A 15,400-nucleotide genomic window follows, 5' to 3' on the forward strand; every position below is an offset into this window, starting at 1 on the left:
TGTCCCCCTCATAATTATCTTCATTAATAAACCGCCCCATCGCAGGGTCATACCAGCGGGCTCTCAGGTACTGCAGCTGAGTAGTTTCGTCCCAATATTCGCCAGAGTAGCGGAAAGGATTATCCAAATACTCGGTCGAATGCAGAGGATTTCCCCAGATGTCGTACGTGTATTGATTAATCGGATTGCCTACCCAATCAACGACCCCTGTTACATCGCCATGACCATTGCGAATATAATATTGGACGGAATCACTCGGCGCGTCGTGTCTGGCTAACAGTCCGATGCCTTGCTCACCGTAAATATATCTGGCCGTCAGCTCTACTTCTCCGTTACTCTTTACAATTCCTTCTCGAAACAGTCTTCCCTGTTCATCATAATAGTACCGCTTTGTCCCGCTTGCATCGGACCTTTCATACAACAGACCATCGCCATTATACCGATACTGAATAACATTGCCATCTTCCATAGTCACTTGTATCAGTCGATCCCTTGCATCATAGACATAGGCATGTGGTTGTATAGTGGGCGCCAGATCGCTTTGCAAAGTTTGCCGGTTTCCGCGGGCATCATACGTGTAGGTTTCGTTGAATAGACTCGACGTCTTGATCCGATTCAACTTGTCATAGGTGAATTGATCCGCATTCCCATTTTCATTTCGAGAGCTTATATTTCGGTTGCTATCATAGGTGTATGAGAAAGAAGCAATTCGGGACTGATCGGATCTGCTGTACGAGAGAGATGACAAATTAAATCCGTCATACGCATATCTCTTGAGTATAGCGCCCTCATTATAGTTCAACTGTGCAAGCGTACTATCCTTATTATAGCTTATATCAATGCGGCCCAATTCTAGCACCTGCCAGTTGCTCCCCGTCAGTTGGCCATGTCCTTGGATGTCAATTTTACTCAACCGATTTCGATTGTCATAATGATATTCCACCCGTGAATCAGAAAGGATATATCGATCTGTCAAATTCTGAACATCATAACTGAATACCAACGTGGTATTGTCTGGGTAAGTCATGGCCGCCAGTCGATTCGTAGAGTCATAGTAAGCATACCGTGTCGTTCCAGTAGAATCTGTCATCGACAATCGCTTGCCTCCGGCATCATACGTATAGCTGACGATATCGGTGCCGACTCTGCTGCTCAATAAGAAATTTCGTGAATTGTAGCTGTATTGAGTTGCTTGACTCTTGTGGTCGACGAATCGAATGAGATTCCCGTTGTCGTCATAAACATATTCCTCCACTAGTCCCTGTGGATTGACCGACTTTATTCGTCGTCCCAGCTCGTCATACTGCATGGTCCGTATCTTGTTATCCGGATATTGAATCTCTCGCAAATCATTGCTCATGCTATAACGATAACGGGTTGTTCTCCCCTCCGCATCTTGAACGGCAATCAGCCTTCCCACAACATCATAAGTATAGGTTGTCGTATTTCCAGCGGCATCGGTAACGCCCGTAAGATTCCCGGCCAGGTCATAGGTTCGACTTGATAAAATCTTCGTGCCAGTAGACGTGATTTCTTCCGTACGTATCAGTCTGCCCATGAGGTCATAGATTTCCCTTAGTTGCTTGCCTTCCTCGTCTATTCGGGTTGTCCTGAAAGCAGTATCATCATACTGTACAAGGCTGAAGCTTCCATCGGCATGTGTCATGCGAGTCAAACGGCCCCAATTGTCATACTGATACTGTGTGCGATTACGCTTGGCATCCTCGCTCCAGATCTGTCTCCCGTATACGTCATAACCATAGGAAGCGTAACCCAATCCAAGCGTCTCAAATCTTAGCCAGCCAAATGGGTTATAGTAATATTCTGTTACATGATTGGTCATATCAGTCACGGTAACCGCGTTTCCTATATCATCATATTCCACGCTCAGCTTGCTCTGATCCGGCATCATCTGCTCCGTGACTCTTCCCAGTTTGTCGTACTTGAAACTAGTTGGGTTCCCATTTCCATCTACGAATTTCGTCAATTGCCCTGTCAACTTATTGTATTCCATAGTTTGTGTGATGGTCCGGGAAGTTCCGTTGGCCTGTACGACGCTAACGGTTTGTTTGGTAGGGTAGCCCCTGTTATATTGGGTCCCATACTCATAATTCATTACCGTGTTGCGCGCATCACCTCGAATGGTCACCCTGGTGATGTTTCCATGTGCATCTCTGCCATAATTCACTTCTTGCATTAATGTCCCTGACGCTGAATTCTCATATACTGCCATTCGACTAATGTCTCCTTGCGGATTCCGATCATAGACGGTAAATTTCGCTTGGTTTGCATTAATCGGTTCCCGCACGGATTTTAACAAGCGTGTTGTGGTGTCATAGGTGTACTGTATCGTTCGAAGAGGGTCAGTCGAGGTCAAGATATTCCCATAATCATCGTAAGTAGCACTCGATGTAATTTGCTGAGACTGCGAAGTTCCTCTTGTATACTGGGTTGTCGACTTGTTCGGGACAGGCAGCCGGCGCACCTCATCATATTCTTGCGTGATTGTACGCGTGGTTCCTCCGCCTGTTTCTACAATACGGGTTGTATAGAACACGGCTGGCGTATTTTCATCGATATGATCTTTCTTATAATGATACGTGACTGAAGTCAAACCATTATTTACTGTTGTGGTAAAAGTAGTATCTACCCCATAAGTAGATCCTGGGAAGCCTGAACGGGTGAAGGTAACCCGATTTCCGTTCTCCTGGGTACCGTCTGTGTAATCCACGAAATCTTCTCTGGAGGTGACGTACCACTTTACTTCAGAGGCTTTCTCCCCTATCCGCTGTCTATAAGAGGAATACGTGTAGACGGTGCGAGCTCCAGTCGGATGATAGATCCTAGTCAGAAGCAGCACATAGTTATTGCCATCCTCGAAACCGGAACCGAGCAAATTGAAATCATTATACTCCAGTCTGTATTGATAGACCGTATCCCGGCCTTCAGCATCAGTCACTGCACTAAGGAATTCCTTGTTTCCCGCTGCCATGGATTTGTGATAGATCACTTCGCGATCTCCGGATTTGATTTTCACTTGTTCCCTGCTGTAGGTGATACTGATCTCATTCTGCAAAATATCTGTCACTTTAGTCAGCACCTCGCCATAAGGTGACACATTCGCATATTGGAAATCAATCGTATTCCCGTAGTCATCTGCCTTTCGGATAAGTCTGCCATCACTCGAAAAGTAATGGCTAATCCCGTGAATGGAACGCAAAACATGACTGGACCTTTTTCCATTCACTGTGACCGTATTATTAGTGGATAAAGTCAGGTCTTTCCACGGATATCCAATTAATTGGTTGCCCGATGAGATTTCATACGTTCCTGCATCGGCAAGCGAGAGATATCTCTTGCCGTTCTGCGTTTTAATATAAGGGATTTCCCATGACCACCCTTTTCCCAAAGGAAACCTGTTCTCTTCCGAAAAGGTAAGGTTAGCCTGATTCTCGTACCCTGCTTTTACGTTTTCATGATCAATGGTTATTTCCGCGACCTGCCCTGTCGGAAACATATAATAATACAATCTGACCCCGTACGCTTCCCTGTACCCTCTCCATACCGTCTGATTAGAGGCGGCCATCTCCTGCATCTGTTGCTGTGCAGCTTGGTACAGCCTGTTTTCATCCGCATATTCATATCCGAACATTGCAGGCGGAGTGAATTCCCAATATATATTCTGAAAAAGAACATATTGCGATTCCCGCACCAATGGGATGGGCGATAACCCGGATGAATGATGGATACCGTTCGCATCCACCCGCTCTATGATCAGCCTGACAACCGGGTAGAACCACTTTCGCTGATATACTCTGAATTTCGCATCATTCTCGTAATACTTCGCATCCGCACTGTTATATACACGATTTAATTCGAATGACAATCCATTTCTGCCCGGCAAGGTCATATCCGTCACTCTAGTACTCAGATCACCTGTTAAGGTGGAGATTTGCTCACTGCCGTTTGAAATGGAGAAGGGGGCGCGATTGAATGACGTATGCATCCGATTGGCAGCGCCTTGATCGTAATTTTCAGCGAGATTCGGCAACTGCGGCACATCGGCTGACATAGCCGAAAAACCGGCTCTCGCTTTTTCGGATACGGAAGGCTGCAAGATTGGATCGGCTTGCCAAGTTGTATCCTCCGCAATCGGACTATCTGCTGCCAAACTGCTTTTCGTCCGTTCATTCGTCTCTATATATTCTTGCTCTTTCTCTGCCCTTTGATCGTCTTCAGCTTGAAGCTGTATGTGCTGCAAGGAGGCTTCTATCTCCTCCCACTGACTTTCTACTTCAGGATGAAGCACAGCCAACTCTTCCTGCAGCTGATCCGCATGATGGCCATTTTTCTGCAATACTTCATACAGTTCTGTTAGCTGGTACCCCTTGTTTACTTGCTCCCGCAGGACATCCCCAGAGACCTGATATTGGGCTGCCAGCCAATCAAGTGTAAGGATATCCGGTCCCGGCGATAAAGATTCTTGTTCTGGAAGCAGCTGCAAATCCAACATCTCCTGAGGAAAGTCCGGGCTATTCGCCACATTCTCTAAGAAACGGGGGAACTCCGGGCTTATTGACATAGTCTCCACATATGAGCTTCCACTATCAACAGCTAAAGCGGGTGTAGGTACTGTTCCGACGAATATCATAGCGAGTATCAAGAGACTCGCAGTTATTTTTTTCATACCCTATGTTAGCTCCTCTCTTCCCTATATTTATGAGCTATACTATTAATCCACATAGTAGGTTCTTATCAGGTTTCCGTTAAGATCGTATTCGAATCGCACAATGGTGCCATCTTCATATTCGATGCGCTGAAGCTGCCCCGACCCTTGCGGATCATAATGATAAGTCGGTTGACGATAAGTAGTAAAACGTATCTTGTTACTAGGAGCCGACTCGTTACCCGCAATATCAACAGCTCTGACAGAGAACTGATGAGAGGATGCCGGAGTTATTCCTATTAAATTCACTTCAGCCTCCTCTACCAAACCAAGGAACACAGGACCGTCATAAATTTTGTATCCAAGCAGGCCTATGTTATCCGTTGCCCGCTTCCACTTCAACTGAAGTCTGTCTTGGGAAATATGAACCTGTGTAACATCCGTCGGCGCAGACGGAGGTGTGCGGTCGATCTTGATTAGAGCCGTCACTTCTTCGCTGACATGCCCGGCATAATCCAGCGTGCGGGCGTATATCGCTGTCTCGCCTTCCTCGCTTATTGCGAACGGACCTGTGTAATCCAACCATTCTCCTGCTCCACCAAGCTTGTACTGCGTCTTCAGCACCCCGCTGCCGTTGTCCCCGCCCGGTGTGATCGTTACGGTTACAGGATTATTCGTCCAGTCGTTCGTGCTAAGTGCAACAGTAGGCGATGTTGGGGCTCCGAAGTCCAGCTTGGCTATCGCCGTCACTTCTTCGCTGACATGCCCGGCATAATCCAGCGTGCGGGCGTATATCGGTGTCTCGCCTTCCTCGCTTATTGCGAACGGACCTGTGTAATCCAACCATTCTCCTGCTCCACCAAGCTTGTACTGCGTCTTCAGCACCCCGCTGCCGCTATCCTCGCCCGGTGTGATCGTTACGGTTACAGGATTATTCGTCCAGTCGTTCGTGCTAAGTGCAACAGTAGGCGATGTTGGGGCAGTGAGATCGATTCTGACTAAAGCTACGGATTCTGCGCTATAGTTACCAGCAACGTCAAGCGTCCTGGCCCTAATCGGTGTCTCGCCTTCCTCGCTTATTGCGAACGGACCTGTGTAATCCAACCATTCTCCTGCTCCACCAAGCTTGTACTGCGTCTTCAGCACCCCGCTGGCGCTGTCCTCGCCCGGTGTGATCGTAACCGTCGCGACTTCGTTCAGCCAAGTGGCGCCGCTTGGATAAATTGCCGGTGATTGGGGAGCAATTGTATCGATTTTAACAACCGCTAATTCTTCTTCACTTATATTCCCTGCGCGATCAAGCGTACGGGCATAGATGACAGTTTCGCCTTCGTTATCTATAGATAAAGGGTAGTCGTAGTCGATCCATTCGCCGTGACTGCCGATTTTATATTGGCTTTTCCACACACCACTGTCTGCATCTTCACCAGAGTAAATCGTCACTTCAACGGATTGATTCGTCCACTGTGTTGTTGTTAGATGGATAACTGGTTTGGATGGAAGTGTCAGATCAGCGTCATTCTCCAATATAGAAACACCATCACTTACAGGGGAGTCATAATCGATCCCGTTCCTGGCTTTCACTGTAAAGACTGCAGTAGTTCCACTATTTAATCCGGTTAACTCTACTGTAGTTTCAATAGTTGACAACAAATAGGAATCATTGCGATAAACGTCATAAGTTACATTCCCCCAAGCTTCATCTACTGAATCCCATGTTAATGTCGCAGAAGAACCAATATGTTCGATAACCCTCAAATTTTGCGGAGGGGTCAAGGTATAACCTGCGTGCAGCGTGTATGGAGAATCCCCATAATCCTCTTCCAAGCTAATCCCACTAATCTTGATGTAATAAACATTTCCCGCTTCAGTAGGTAAACGCATAGGGTAAGTTTGAATCGCTCCGGAAATATCCCGCTGCAAGTTTCCTGCTGCATCGTAGATGTACATCTTGTAATGTTTGCTTTCCGGTCCTGCAAAGCTTACTGTCAATACTCCTGACATTTCCGCTTCATACATAAAGTAATCCTGATCTCCGGGAATGCCAATATAAGACGCATATGCAATCCCTCTCTGAATCGGAATTGCGGATTCCATCGTATCGTTGTTCTCGAATATGTCATAGTTCGGCAGCAGCTCTAACCGGAATCGATAAGGAGAGGCACTATAATCTTCCCCGCTTGCCCCAAAAATATAGACGTAGTATCGCTCCCCAGCGGTAATCCTGAAAAATAGTTCTTCGTCTTGTCCCAGCCCTCTAGCTCCTTGCGCGATTATTCTGTTCGTTTCACTATTCAGTATGTCCACATTGTAATTTACCTGGTCAGGAACCGATAAAATTAAGCGGCCTATCCCGTCTTGTTCCGCTATGAAGGAATAATAGTCATGATCTAAAGGCAAGGGGATTAGGGCTTCGTATTCTTTATCCGCTTCGATGGCGAACGCCTGCCCAGGGTTATTGTTCGGTTCATAATTGTCTGCATAGACAACCTCAATTTCACCTAACTGCAATATATATGGTTCTTCTCCGTAGTTTCCGCTGCTTAAAGTATCGCCGGACACCCGAATCGTATAGGGGGTTCCCGCTTGTACAGACAACTCTATCCGTTCAGACATCCCTCGTTCTCTTGTGCTTCTTCTGCTCACAGCGCCGCTCGACATCTCCAGATCGTAGTTTTTATCCGTCGGGACAATCAGATCAATGGTAATATTGCCGCTCACTTCTGGAATCAACAAGTACTTGTCCACATCCCCGGGTACGGAAATATACGAAGAATAGCTACGCTCCGCCTCTACCTCATACGGCGTTTCGTCGTTAAATTCATAAGTGTCCACTACGCTCGAATCTATGGCCCCCACCCGGAGCACATACTCGCTTGTATAGCGGTTGTTGCCATCAATCCGAATCACATAATTCTGTCCTGCTTTGGCATAAAAATGAAGAGAACTCAATTGACCGTATGACGTTGCACTTTTGAAAAATAGGCCTGTTTGCTCGTCAATCAAATTCATCCTGTACATCCCCGTTGACGCGGGAACGAGGTCGAACCGGATAGCACCATCCGCCGCAGCGGTGAAGGTGTAGTAGTCGATATCGCCAACAGCGCCTATTGCAGATGCGTAATCCGTTCCTTCGTAAACCTCGTAGGCTTCACTAAGTCGATCATTGAATTCATACGCATCATTAACGGGAGGCGTGATCCCGCTTATATCTAGGGTATAGGTGACCGAATCATACACAAAAGAGAAGGCATCGTATACTTGAACGTAATATGTTTCCCCTGCAATTACGCGAAAGGTCAGTACTTCCTCTATTCCTGTCCCTCGATTTCCTGTCCATCGAAAATCTATGTCCGATGCGCGGATAGTCAAGTCATAGTTGCAATTGTCAGGAACCTTTAACCGAATGGTCATATCTCCGCTTGCCTCGGCCATAAAAACGTAGTAGTCCGACTCCCAGGGTGCGGCGATGGATGATACATACTGGTTTCCTGCACGAATGGGGTAAGCCGTTTCTTCACTGTTGTTTTGACCAATTCCCGCTTCCGTAGTGAAATCGAATGAAAAGGGTGCATCCAGAACATTTCCTGACAAATCAGACACGGCATCCGCAGGAAGAAAGAATGAATAGGAAGTTGCATACTGCAATGGAGAAGTCGGCTGGAGAATTAGCGCATTCTCTTGAATGTTGTTCGTTGCATCCACTACCCCACTGCTAGAACGAAGCTCTATGTTCTCATAGGCTGCACCTGGCTGTATGTTCTGATTAAAGACAAGATATACGGCAGTAGTAACAGAAACAGCTGCACTTCCGCCACTCGGATGTACAAAAAGCACCTCCAAGCCTGAGGAAATTTCATTTGATTGACCGGACGCATAAGTTACTTGCGGGGGTGCAGGCAAGCCTGTCCTCGTCAGTTCACCCATTCCTCCCCATCCCTGCAGCAGCAATAAGACACAGAAAACAGAAATAATTTTTAGAATTTTCAATTTTCTTTTCACATCATTCACCTGCCAATAAAGAATTGAATAACAGACTGTAATGATAGTGTGTTCATACAATGCGTGTGAGCCATTTGAAAGTAGGGAAAAATGAAAGAGTCTGAGATGGTGTGATATTAAAGAGAAAACGCGAGGGAAGGACCTGTACAAAAAAATACACTGTTTTCGTTTATCTGTCAATCTCCCTTTAATTTCTATATTTCTTTTGGATTCCTTTTTGTTTTACTCAGAAACTTTTTCATGAATCAAGTTAAATTTTGGAGGAAATTAGGTGTTTGTGTCGAATTGTTTGAATGGATATATGGTTTTGACGCTTGATACTTGGGGAGTGTATTGGATTGGCTATCATTGATGTTATCAAGTTCGACGGAATTGCGAACCGCGACTGGCTCGTGTATCGCTATCCCGGAGATAATTTCGCAAACGGCACCCAATTGATTGTCGGTGAAGGACAAGTCGCCATCTTCGTCAAGGGCGGACAGGCAGTCGATTATTATACAGCGGGCACGTATACGCTAAAAACAGAAAATGTTCCTTTCTTGCGGTCGCTCATTAATCTCCCGTTTGGAGGCAAAACTCCGTTCACTGCAGAGGTATTCTTCATTAATAAGGCGGCCAAGCTGGATCTGCTATGGGGAACTTCAGATCCTGTAAGCCTGATTGATCCCAAGTACGGGGTTCGCTTAAGAGTCCGGGCATTCGGACAGCTGGGCCTCAGAATTGAGGATTTCCGCGTATTCCTGACCGAATTGATCGGCGCAGTCGGGCAGAACCGCATTGTGAAATACGACACGGTCATCGGCTACTTCAGGGGCGAAATTGTGACTACTATGAAAAGTGTCATTGCCGATGTCATTATCAATAAGAAGATTTCCGTCTTGGAGATTGCGCCTCATCTGGATGAGCTGTCTGACTTGTCCAGAGATACCTTAATGGAAGAGTTCGAGCGGTTTGGCGTGAAAATTGTGAATTTCCACTTGAAATCTATTAATTTCCCTGACGAGGATTTTGACATGATCAACAAGCTGCTGGGGGAGAAGGCGGCGTTCGACATATTCGGAGATCAGCGGTACAACGTAAAGCGCACCTTCGATGTCATGGAGACAGCTGCGGGCAATGAGGGCCAAGGAAGCCTGGCTGCAGCGGGTCTTGGACTTGGACTTGGCGCTGGAGCCGGCGCTACCATCAGCAGCCGGGTGCACGATGCGGTGAACGCATCGGCTTCGACGAGTGCTTGCACGAAGTGCGGACAGGCCAATCCTCCGGGTACGAGGTTCTGCACCAACTGCGGGGAGAAGCAGGAAACCGCACAAATTTCTTGTTACTCCTGCAATGCCTCGATTGCAGAAGGTGTGAGATTTTGTCCGGAGTGCGGAGCATCCATGGAAGAAAAGCGCTGCCCGGGCTGCGGCGGCTCCCATCGGCCGGGTACGAAGTTCTGCCCGGAATGCGGTACGAGAATGGAGGAATAGGCATGGCTAGACGTTCGGGGGCCAATACGGCGATCCTGGTCGGCTGCATCTTGTTCGATGCGGCTGTCCTGCTGTCGTTCATCAATGTCTTCTCCTTGTTCTCGGTTCTGGCTCCGCTAAAGTCCCTGGTTATGCTGTTCGTTCTGGCTATAGGGCTGTTGATTCTAAACGGTGTCGTGGCGTTTCCTCGCTTGCTGGCCCGCAAATTTGGGAATGCCTATGCGATTGCATTGTCAGGGGCAGGCTTGCTGTACGGCGGTGCGGCCAATGTATTGTCCATTCTGCTCATCGATGCAGCCACGATCACTTACGTAACATGGGAATTGCTTCTTTTGTCCATATTTTTACTCTTCTGCGGCATCATCGGCTACTTTTCCCGCCGCAGGGAGCTGGAAGCGCGGCGCCATCACAGGGAGCGAGCATCGGAAGGCATGACATGGGCGCTGTTGCTGGAAATCGAAGAGCTGCTGAGATCGAAGAATACGCATGGTGCATACAAACCGCTCGTTCAGTCGTTCGATAGACTAAAAGAGCGAATACAAGCATCGACACCCTTTTATCGCATCACGGGCAACCAGGAGGTCACAGATCTCGAACGAAGCATCAACGAACGCCTGACAACCTTGCACATCGATGCGAGTCTGAATTTTTCGAATGACCATGCAGACCAGATGCAGGACCTAATCCATGAGATTGGAAGACTGGTTAGACAACGGGAACAATGTATTCTAAAAAATAATCAAAGGTGAGGGAAAGACACATGAGCACAATGAACTGCCCGGCTTGCGGCGCGCAACTTACACAATCTTCATCGGAATGCAGGTATTGCGGACAAGAGATTGCCGCTGCGGCACAGCCACAGCAGCCCCAACAATTTCAACAGCAGTATCAACAACAATACCAGCAGGCACCCCCACAATACCAGCAGATCCAGACGCCGCCGATTCAATTTGTTGTACAGGCTCCCGCCCAACCGGTATACAGATCCAAGAAAAACAAAATCGTCGCCGGACTATTAGCCATTTTTCTAGGGGTAATAGGCATCCACAAGTTTTACTTGGGACGACATGGCCAAGGAATTCTGTATCTCATCTTCTGCTGGACGTACATTCCTGCATTCATCGGTTTCATCGAGGGCATTGTATACTTGTGTTCCGACGAAGAAAGATTCCATGAGAAATATTCGAGATAGTGCCTGTGCAGTCAGATTAGTGACATCCACAAAGAGCAGCAACGGGGAACAGACAAACTCCCTGCTGCTGTTTTTTTTGTATACTGGCCGTGATTTGCGAGCAGACCCCTCCTCCATTTTCTCCTCTTCTAAATTTTCCAAAAAAATTTTTCATTCTACGTACACAAACCTAGCAAGTGCCTGCGAACAATATAATCGGATGCGTCTGGCGCTTTCATCTAGCGGCAGATGCCAGCAATTCATTTATGCAATTTCTAGATGATATGGAAAGGAGGGAGCAATGTTCCATTTACGTACTGGACGAACAAACACCATTAGTACACAAAACTGCATAAGGAGGATCTGGAGCAAGATGAAACGACAATGGATGAGCCGAGTCTCCACAGCGCTAGTGGCATGCATGCTGATTGCCCTGCTTGCGCCGGCGGCCGCACTTGCGGCAGCCGTGTTTACGCAAGTCACTTACTCGTCAAACGGTACGGTGACCGGCACCGTCTACTATGACAATGGGGAGACGCTGGATGAGACGGTCACGATCAATGTCTATGGATGGGATGGCGCCAAGATCGGCGTGGTCGAAGCCACGTATGATCGGGAGGCAGACGGGGTTCGCTACTACAACTTCGCAGGAATTCCCGGCGACCTGACGGACAACCGGCAGCCGATCAAGCTGACTGAGGCGGTCACTGGCGTCACGGAATCCGTATATGCCCAGCATTATCACATTCACGGCGAGCTGTTCCTGAACGGCGCAAGCAAAGCCGGTACGACGCTGACGATCAGCGGCAACGGTTACCGGGAAGTGGTGCCATATGGAACCGTAACAAATAACGTGTACGGCGCAAGCTCGGTAACAGACAGCGTTTACGCGAACCGACTGCTTTATCAGTTCGCCGCGCCAGCTGGCACATACACGATTACCGCCGAGAATGGACGTTATACGGCTAGCCAGACGGTTGCAGCCTCGCAGGAAGGCCGAGATATCGGCAAGGTCGGCAACGAGTATTACTGGCTTGTACCGGCTGGCAACATGACGATGCAGCAGCCAAGAGGCGGCGGCGGTCCCGTTGGCGGCGGCGGTGGCGGTGGCGGCATCAGCGACAGTGTATCCGGAGGCACGATCACGGTCTACGGAGATACTGTATCCGCCAACTCCTTGAAGCAAGCGTTCGAAGGTCGGGATACAGTCACGATTCTTATTCCTGGCGATCTCCTGAAGCTGCCTGCCGAAACCTTGCATGAGATTTGGGAGAACAACCCAAGAGCCACGATCATCATTGTATCCGACATCGCTTCTTATTCCCTGCCGCTTGGCGTGCTGAAGCTGAAAGATCAAGCGGATGCTCTGGGCACTTCCTTGTCCAGCTTGACGCTTGAGGTGTCCATGAAAGCAGTGTCCAGCTCAACAGCAGATGCGGTTGCAGCTGCTGCGAACAAAGTTGGCGCCGAGCTGATCGGCACACCGGTCGAGTTCGGTCTGCGTGTTGTGACAAGCAGCGGACAGAGCAGAGACATTAGAAACTTCGGCAATACTTACGTGGAGAGAAGCCTGTTCCTGGATGAAGCGGTGAGCGCCAACCGGTCGACTGGCGTCGTCTACCATCCGGCAACGGAAAGCGTGCTGTTCGTACCATCGGTATTCGAGACAGCCGACGGCAAGTCAACAGCGGTGCTGAAGCGCAATACGAACAGCATCTATGCAGTCGTCACCAGCGACAAGCAGTTCAACGATGTGCCTGACAATCATTATGCGAAGGATGACATCACGAAGCTTGCCAACAAGCTGGTAGTCTTCGGAACTTCGGATACGGCATTCGAGACGAACCGGAATGTGACGCGCGCGGAATTCGCCGCTCTGCTTGTGCGCTCGCTTGCCATTGAGCCCCAGTCCGGACGGACTTCCTTCAGCGATGTCGTAGCAGGTTCCTGGTACGAACCCGAAGTGAAGGCGGCTACGGAAGCCGGATTGATCTACGGCTATCCGGACGGCACATTCCGCCCGAATGCGGTGATCTCCAGGCAAGAGCTTGCGGCCATGGTCGTACGCGCGATGGCTTATGCGGGCAAGGGCGTCGAATTGACGGATGCGCAAGTGCGCGCGCAGCTTGCCGGCTTCACAGATGCCAATCAAGTAGGCGGTTGGGCGGTTGAAGAAATGGCCGTAGCGATTCAATCCCGCATCGTGTACGGCATGAACGCCACAACGCTGGCGCCGCACGACAATGCAACCCGTGCGCAAGCAGCAGCCATGATCAGCCGTTATCTGGGCAGCATTGGCTTTATTGATTAATTTTTACCTGGTTTAACAGACTGCTGATTTTTGCACACAGAAGCTGTCCCGCGATGCTCGGGACAGCTTCTTGCTTTCCAAGGGAGCACTCCCATCCAGATGCCACATAAAAAAAGAAGCCTGTCACCCTACCGATCTGCGATAAGGTGACAGGCTTCTGCTCTATTGTGCTGATATACTCCGCTCCGCGATTAATTCAGAGCGTCTGTCAGAACAGGAACGATTTGCTTCTTGCGGGATACGACGCCTTTCAGCAGCGCCTTGTTGTTCTCCAGCTTCACGTTGTAGGCTTTCTCGACAGCGTCTGCCTTGCTGCCGAGGGCTACAGCTACAGAATCGTTGTTCAGGATGTCTGTAACCGCGAAGACGAACAGGTCAAGTCCCTTGTCCGCAATCTTCGCTTGCATAGCAGCTTCCAGCTCAGCCTGTTGGGACAAAATGTCGTTCACGTCCACTGCGTTCACCTGAGCAATCTCGACCTTGCTGCTGCCCATCTGGAATTCCTTCGCGTCCAGTGTAAGCAGCTCGTCAATGGTCTTCTTGCTCAGATCCGCACCGGCCTTCAGCATTTCCAGTCCGTACGCTTCTGTGTCAACGCCCGCGATACCGGCCAATTCCTTGGCTGCAGCCACATCTTCCTCCGTGCAGGTTGGCGATTTGAACAGCAGGGAATCGGAAATAATCGCGGACAGCATCAATCCCGCAATCGGCTTGGGGATCTGCTTGCCCTTTTCCTTGTACAGCTTGTTCAAAATCGTCGCCGTGCAGCCCACCGGCTCGGCTCGATAATAGAGCGGATTGCTTGTTTCAAAGTTGGCAATGCGATGGTGATCAATAACCTCCACCACCTCAACCTGATCAATATCGTTGGCGCTCTGCTGGCGCTCGTTGTGGTCCACAAGGATGACTTGCTTCACTTCGCCGGCAACTGTCTCTACCAAGCGCGGCGCATCTACTTGAAAATGATTCAGCGCATATTGGGTCTCTTCATTCACAGCGCCCAATCGCACAGCCTCGACATCCTCGCCAAGCTGCTTCTTAAGATCCGCATAAGCAATCGCAGAGCAGATCGTATCCGTATCCGGATTTTTGTGCCCAAAAATCAATGTTTTCGCCATGATTAAACTCCTTCTCCATAAGTATTGGGTTTCCAGTCCGCTTTCAGCAGGTCACTCCCTATTAGAGATTATAGCGATTTTCGCCGCAAATTTCTATTCTTTGGGCCAAAAGATTCTGAATGGACACCCTGACGCTCACATGGCCGATTCATTCGGAGCTTGAAGCTTGCGATGCTCCCGCAAATATCGGGCTGTTTCCTCAGGACCGAGCCATTTCCGGGTTTGCCTGCAGTACAGCTGCATCGTCTGGCTGAAATGCACCGGAACTTGCGACAGCTGCTCGGCAGCGATGACATGATGTCTGCGCCAGCAGTGCTTCTTGTTGCGTACGAACCAGTCGGGTCCTTCGAGCACAATCGCCATCTGCCCGGGATATTCCGATACAGCGCCGTTCATCTCCTTGAATGCGGGATTGTGGCAGGCCAGGTACAAAATGCTGCAATCCTGTACGCACTTATCCGACTGCGCGTTGATATGCTCCAGCACCTCCTCCACGAAGCGGCGCTCTTTGTATTTTTTTACCCCCTGGTATAGGACAACTAGAACCAGAAGACTTAACACCGTATAGAATAAACTGAGTATCTGCGGTTGTGTAGTCATCATACACCTGCACCTCGATTACTCGACATCTTCCTGCTGTCAAACGCCTCCATATACCAC

General features: G+C 48.9%; 8 protein-coding genes. 4 read left to right on the forward strand and 4 right to left on the reverse strand.

The features are described 5' to 3' along the window. Positions 1 to 4,504, reverse strand: a 4,504-nt coding sequence (locus XYCOK13_RS15720; RefSeq protein WP_280520911.1) for an RHS repeat-associated core domain-containing protein, incomplete at its 3' end; no start/stop codon positions are given. 228 nt (positions 4,505 to 4,732) lie between these two features. Next, positions 4,733 to 8,593, reverse strand: a complete 3,861-nt coding sequence (locus XYCOK13_RS15725; protein ID WP_213413169.1) for an OmpL47-type beta-barrel domain-containing protein — start codon at positions 8,591 to 8,593, stop codon at positions 4,733 to 4,735. Positions 8,594 to 9,006: 413 nt separating this feature from the next. Between XYCOK13_RS15725 and XYCOK13_RS15730 the strand changes: the two genes are divergently transcribed. From XYCOK13_RS15730 to XYCOK13_RS15745, 4 genes are all read left to right on the forward strand, one after another. After that, on the forward strand, positions 9,007 to 10,140 hold the full coding sequence (locus XYCOK13_RS15730; RefSeq protein ID WP_213413170.1) for an SPFH domain-containing protein: 1,134 nt from the start codon (positions 9,007 to 9,009) through the stop codon (positions 10,138 to 10,140). Between the two features lie 2 nt (positions 10,141 to 10,142). Continuing rightward, positions 10,143 to 10,889 carry a hypothetical protein gene (locus XYCOK13_RS15735; protein ID WP_213413172.1) on the forward strand — a complete coding sequence of 249 codons (747 nt, stop codon included), beginning with the start codon at positions 10,143 to 10,145 and terminating at the stop codon, positions 10,887 to 10,889. Between the two features lie 194 nt (positions 10,890 to 11,083). Then, positions 11,084 to 11,332 carry a TM2 domain-containing protein gene (locus XYCOK13_RS21970; protein WP_244865204.1) on the forward strand — a complete coding sequence of 83 codons (249 nt, stop codon included), beginning with the start codon at positions 11,084 to 11,086 and terminating at the stop codon, positions 11,330 to 11,332. A gap of 352 nt (positions 11,333 to 11,684) precedes the next feature. Next, positions 11,685 to 13,622, forward strand: a complete 1,938-nt coding sequence (locus XYCOK13_RS15745) for an S-layer homology domain-containing protein (protein WP_213413176.1) — start codon at positions 11,685 to 11,687, stop codon at positions 13,620 to 13,622. 191 nt (positions 13,623 to 13,813) lie between these two features. Here XYCOK13_RS15745 and XYCOK13_RS15750 read toward each other — a convergent pair whose 3' ends face one another. Together XYCOK13_RS15750 and XYCOK13_RS15755 are read right to left on the reverse strand one after the other, a co-directional pair. Further along, positions 13,814 to 14,740, reverse strand: a complete 927-nt coding sequence (locus tag XYCOK13_RS15750; RefSeq protein ID WP_213413178.1) for a manganese-dependent inorganic pyrophosphatase — start codon at positions 14,738 to 14,740, stop codon at positions 13,814 to 13,816. Positions 14,741 to 14,875: 135 nt separating this feature from the next. Further along, complete coding sequence (locus XYCOK13_RS15755; protein WP_213413180.1) at positions 14,876 to 15,343, reverse strand: hypothetical protein; 468 nt, start codon at positions 15,341 to 15,343, stop codon at positions 14,876 to 14,878. Positions 15,344 to 15,400: the final 57 nt, after the last annotated feature.

Origin of the sequence: Xylanibacillus composti (genome assembly GCF_018403685.1) — a bacterium.
In the GTDB taxonomy this organism is placed as follows: domain Bacteria; phylum Bacillota; class Bacilli; order Paenibacillales; family K13; genus Xylanibacillus; species Xylanibacillus composti.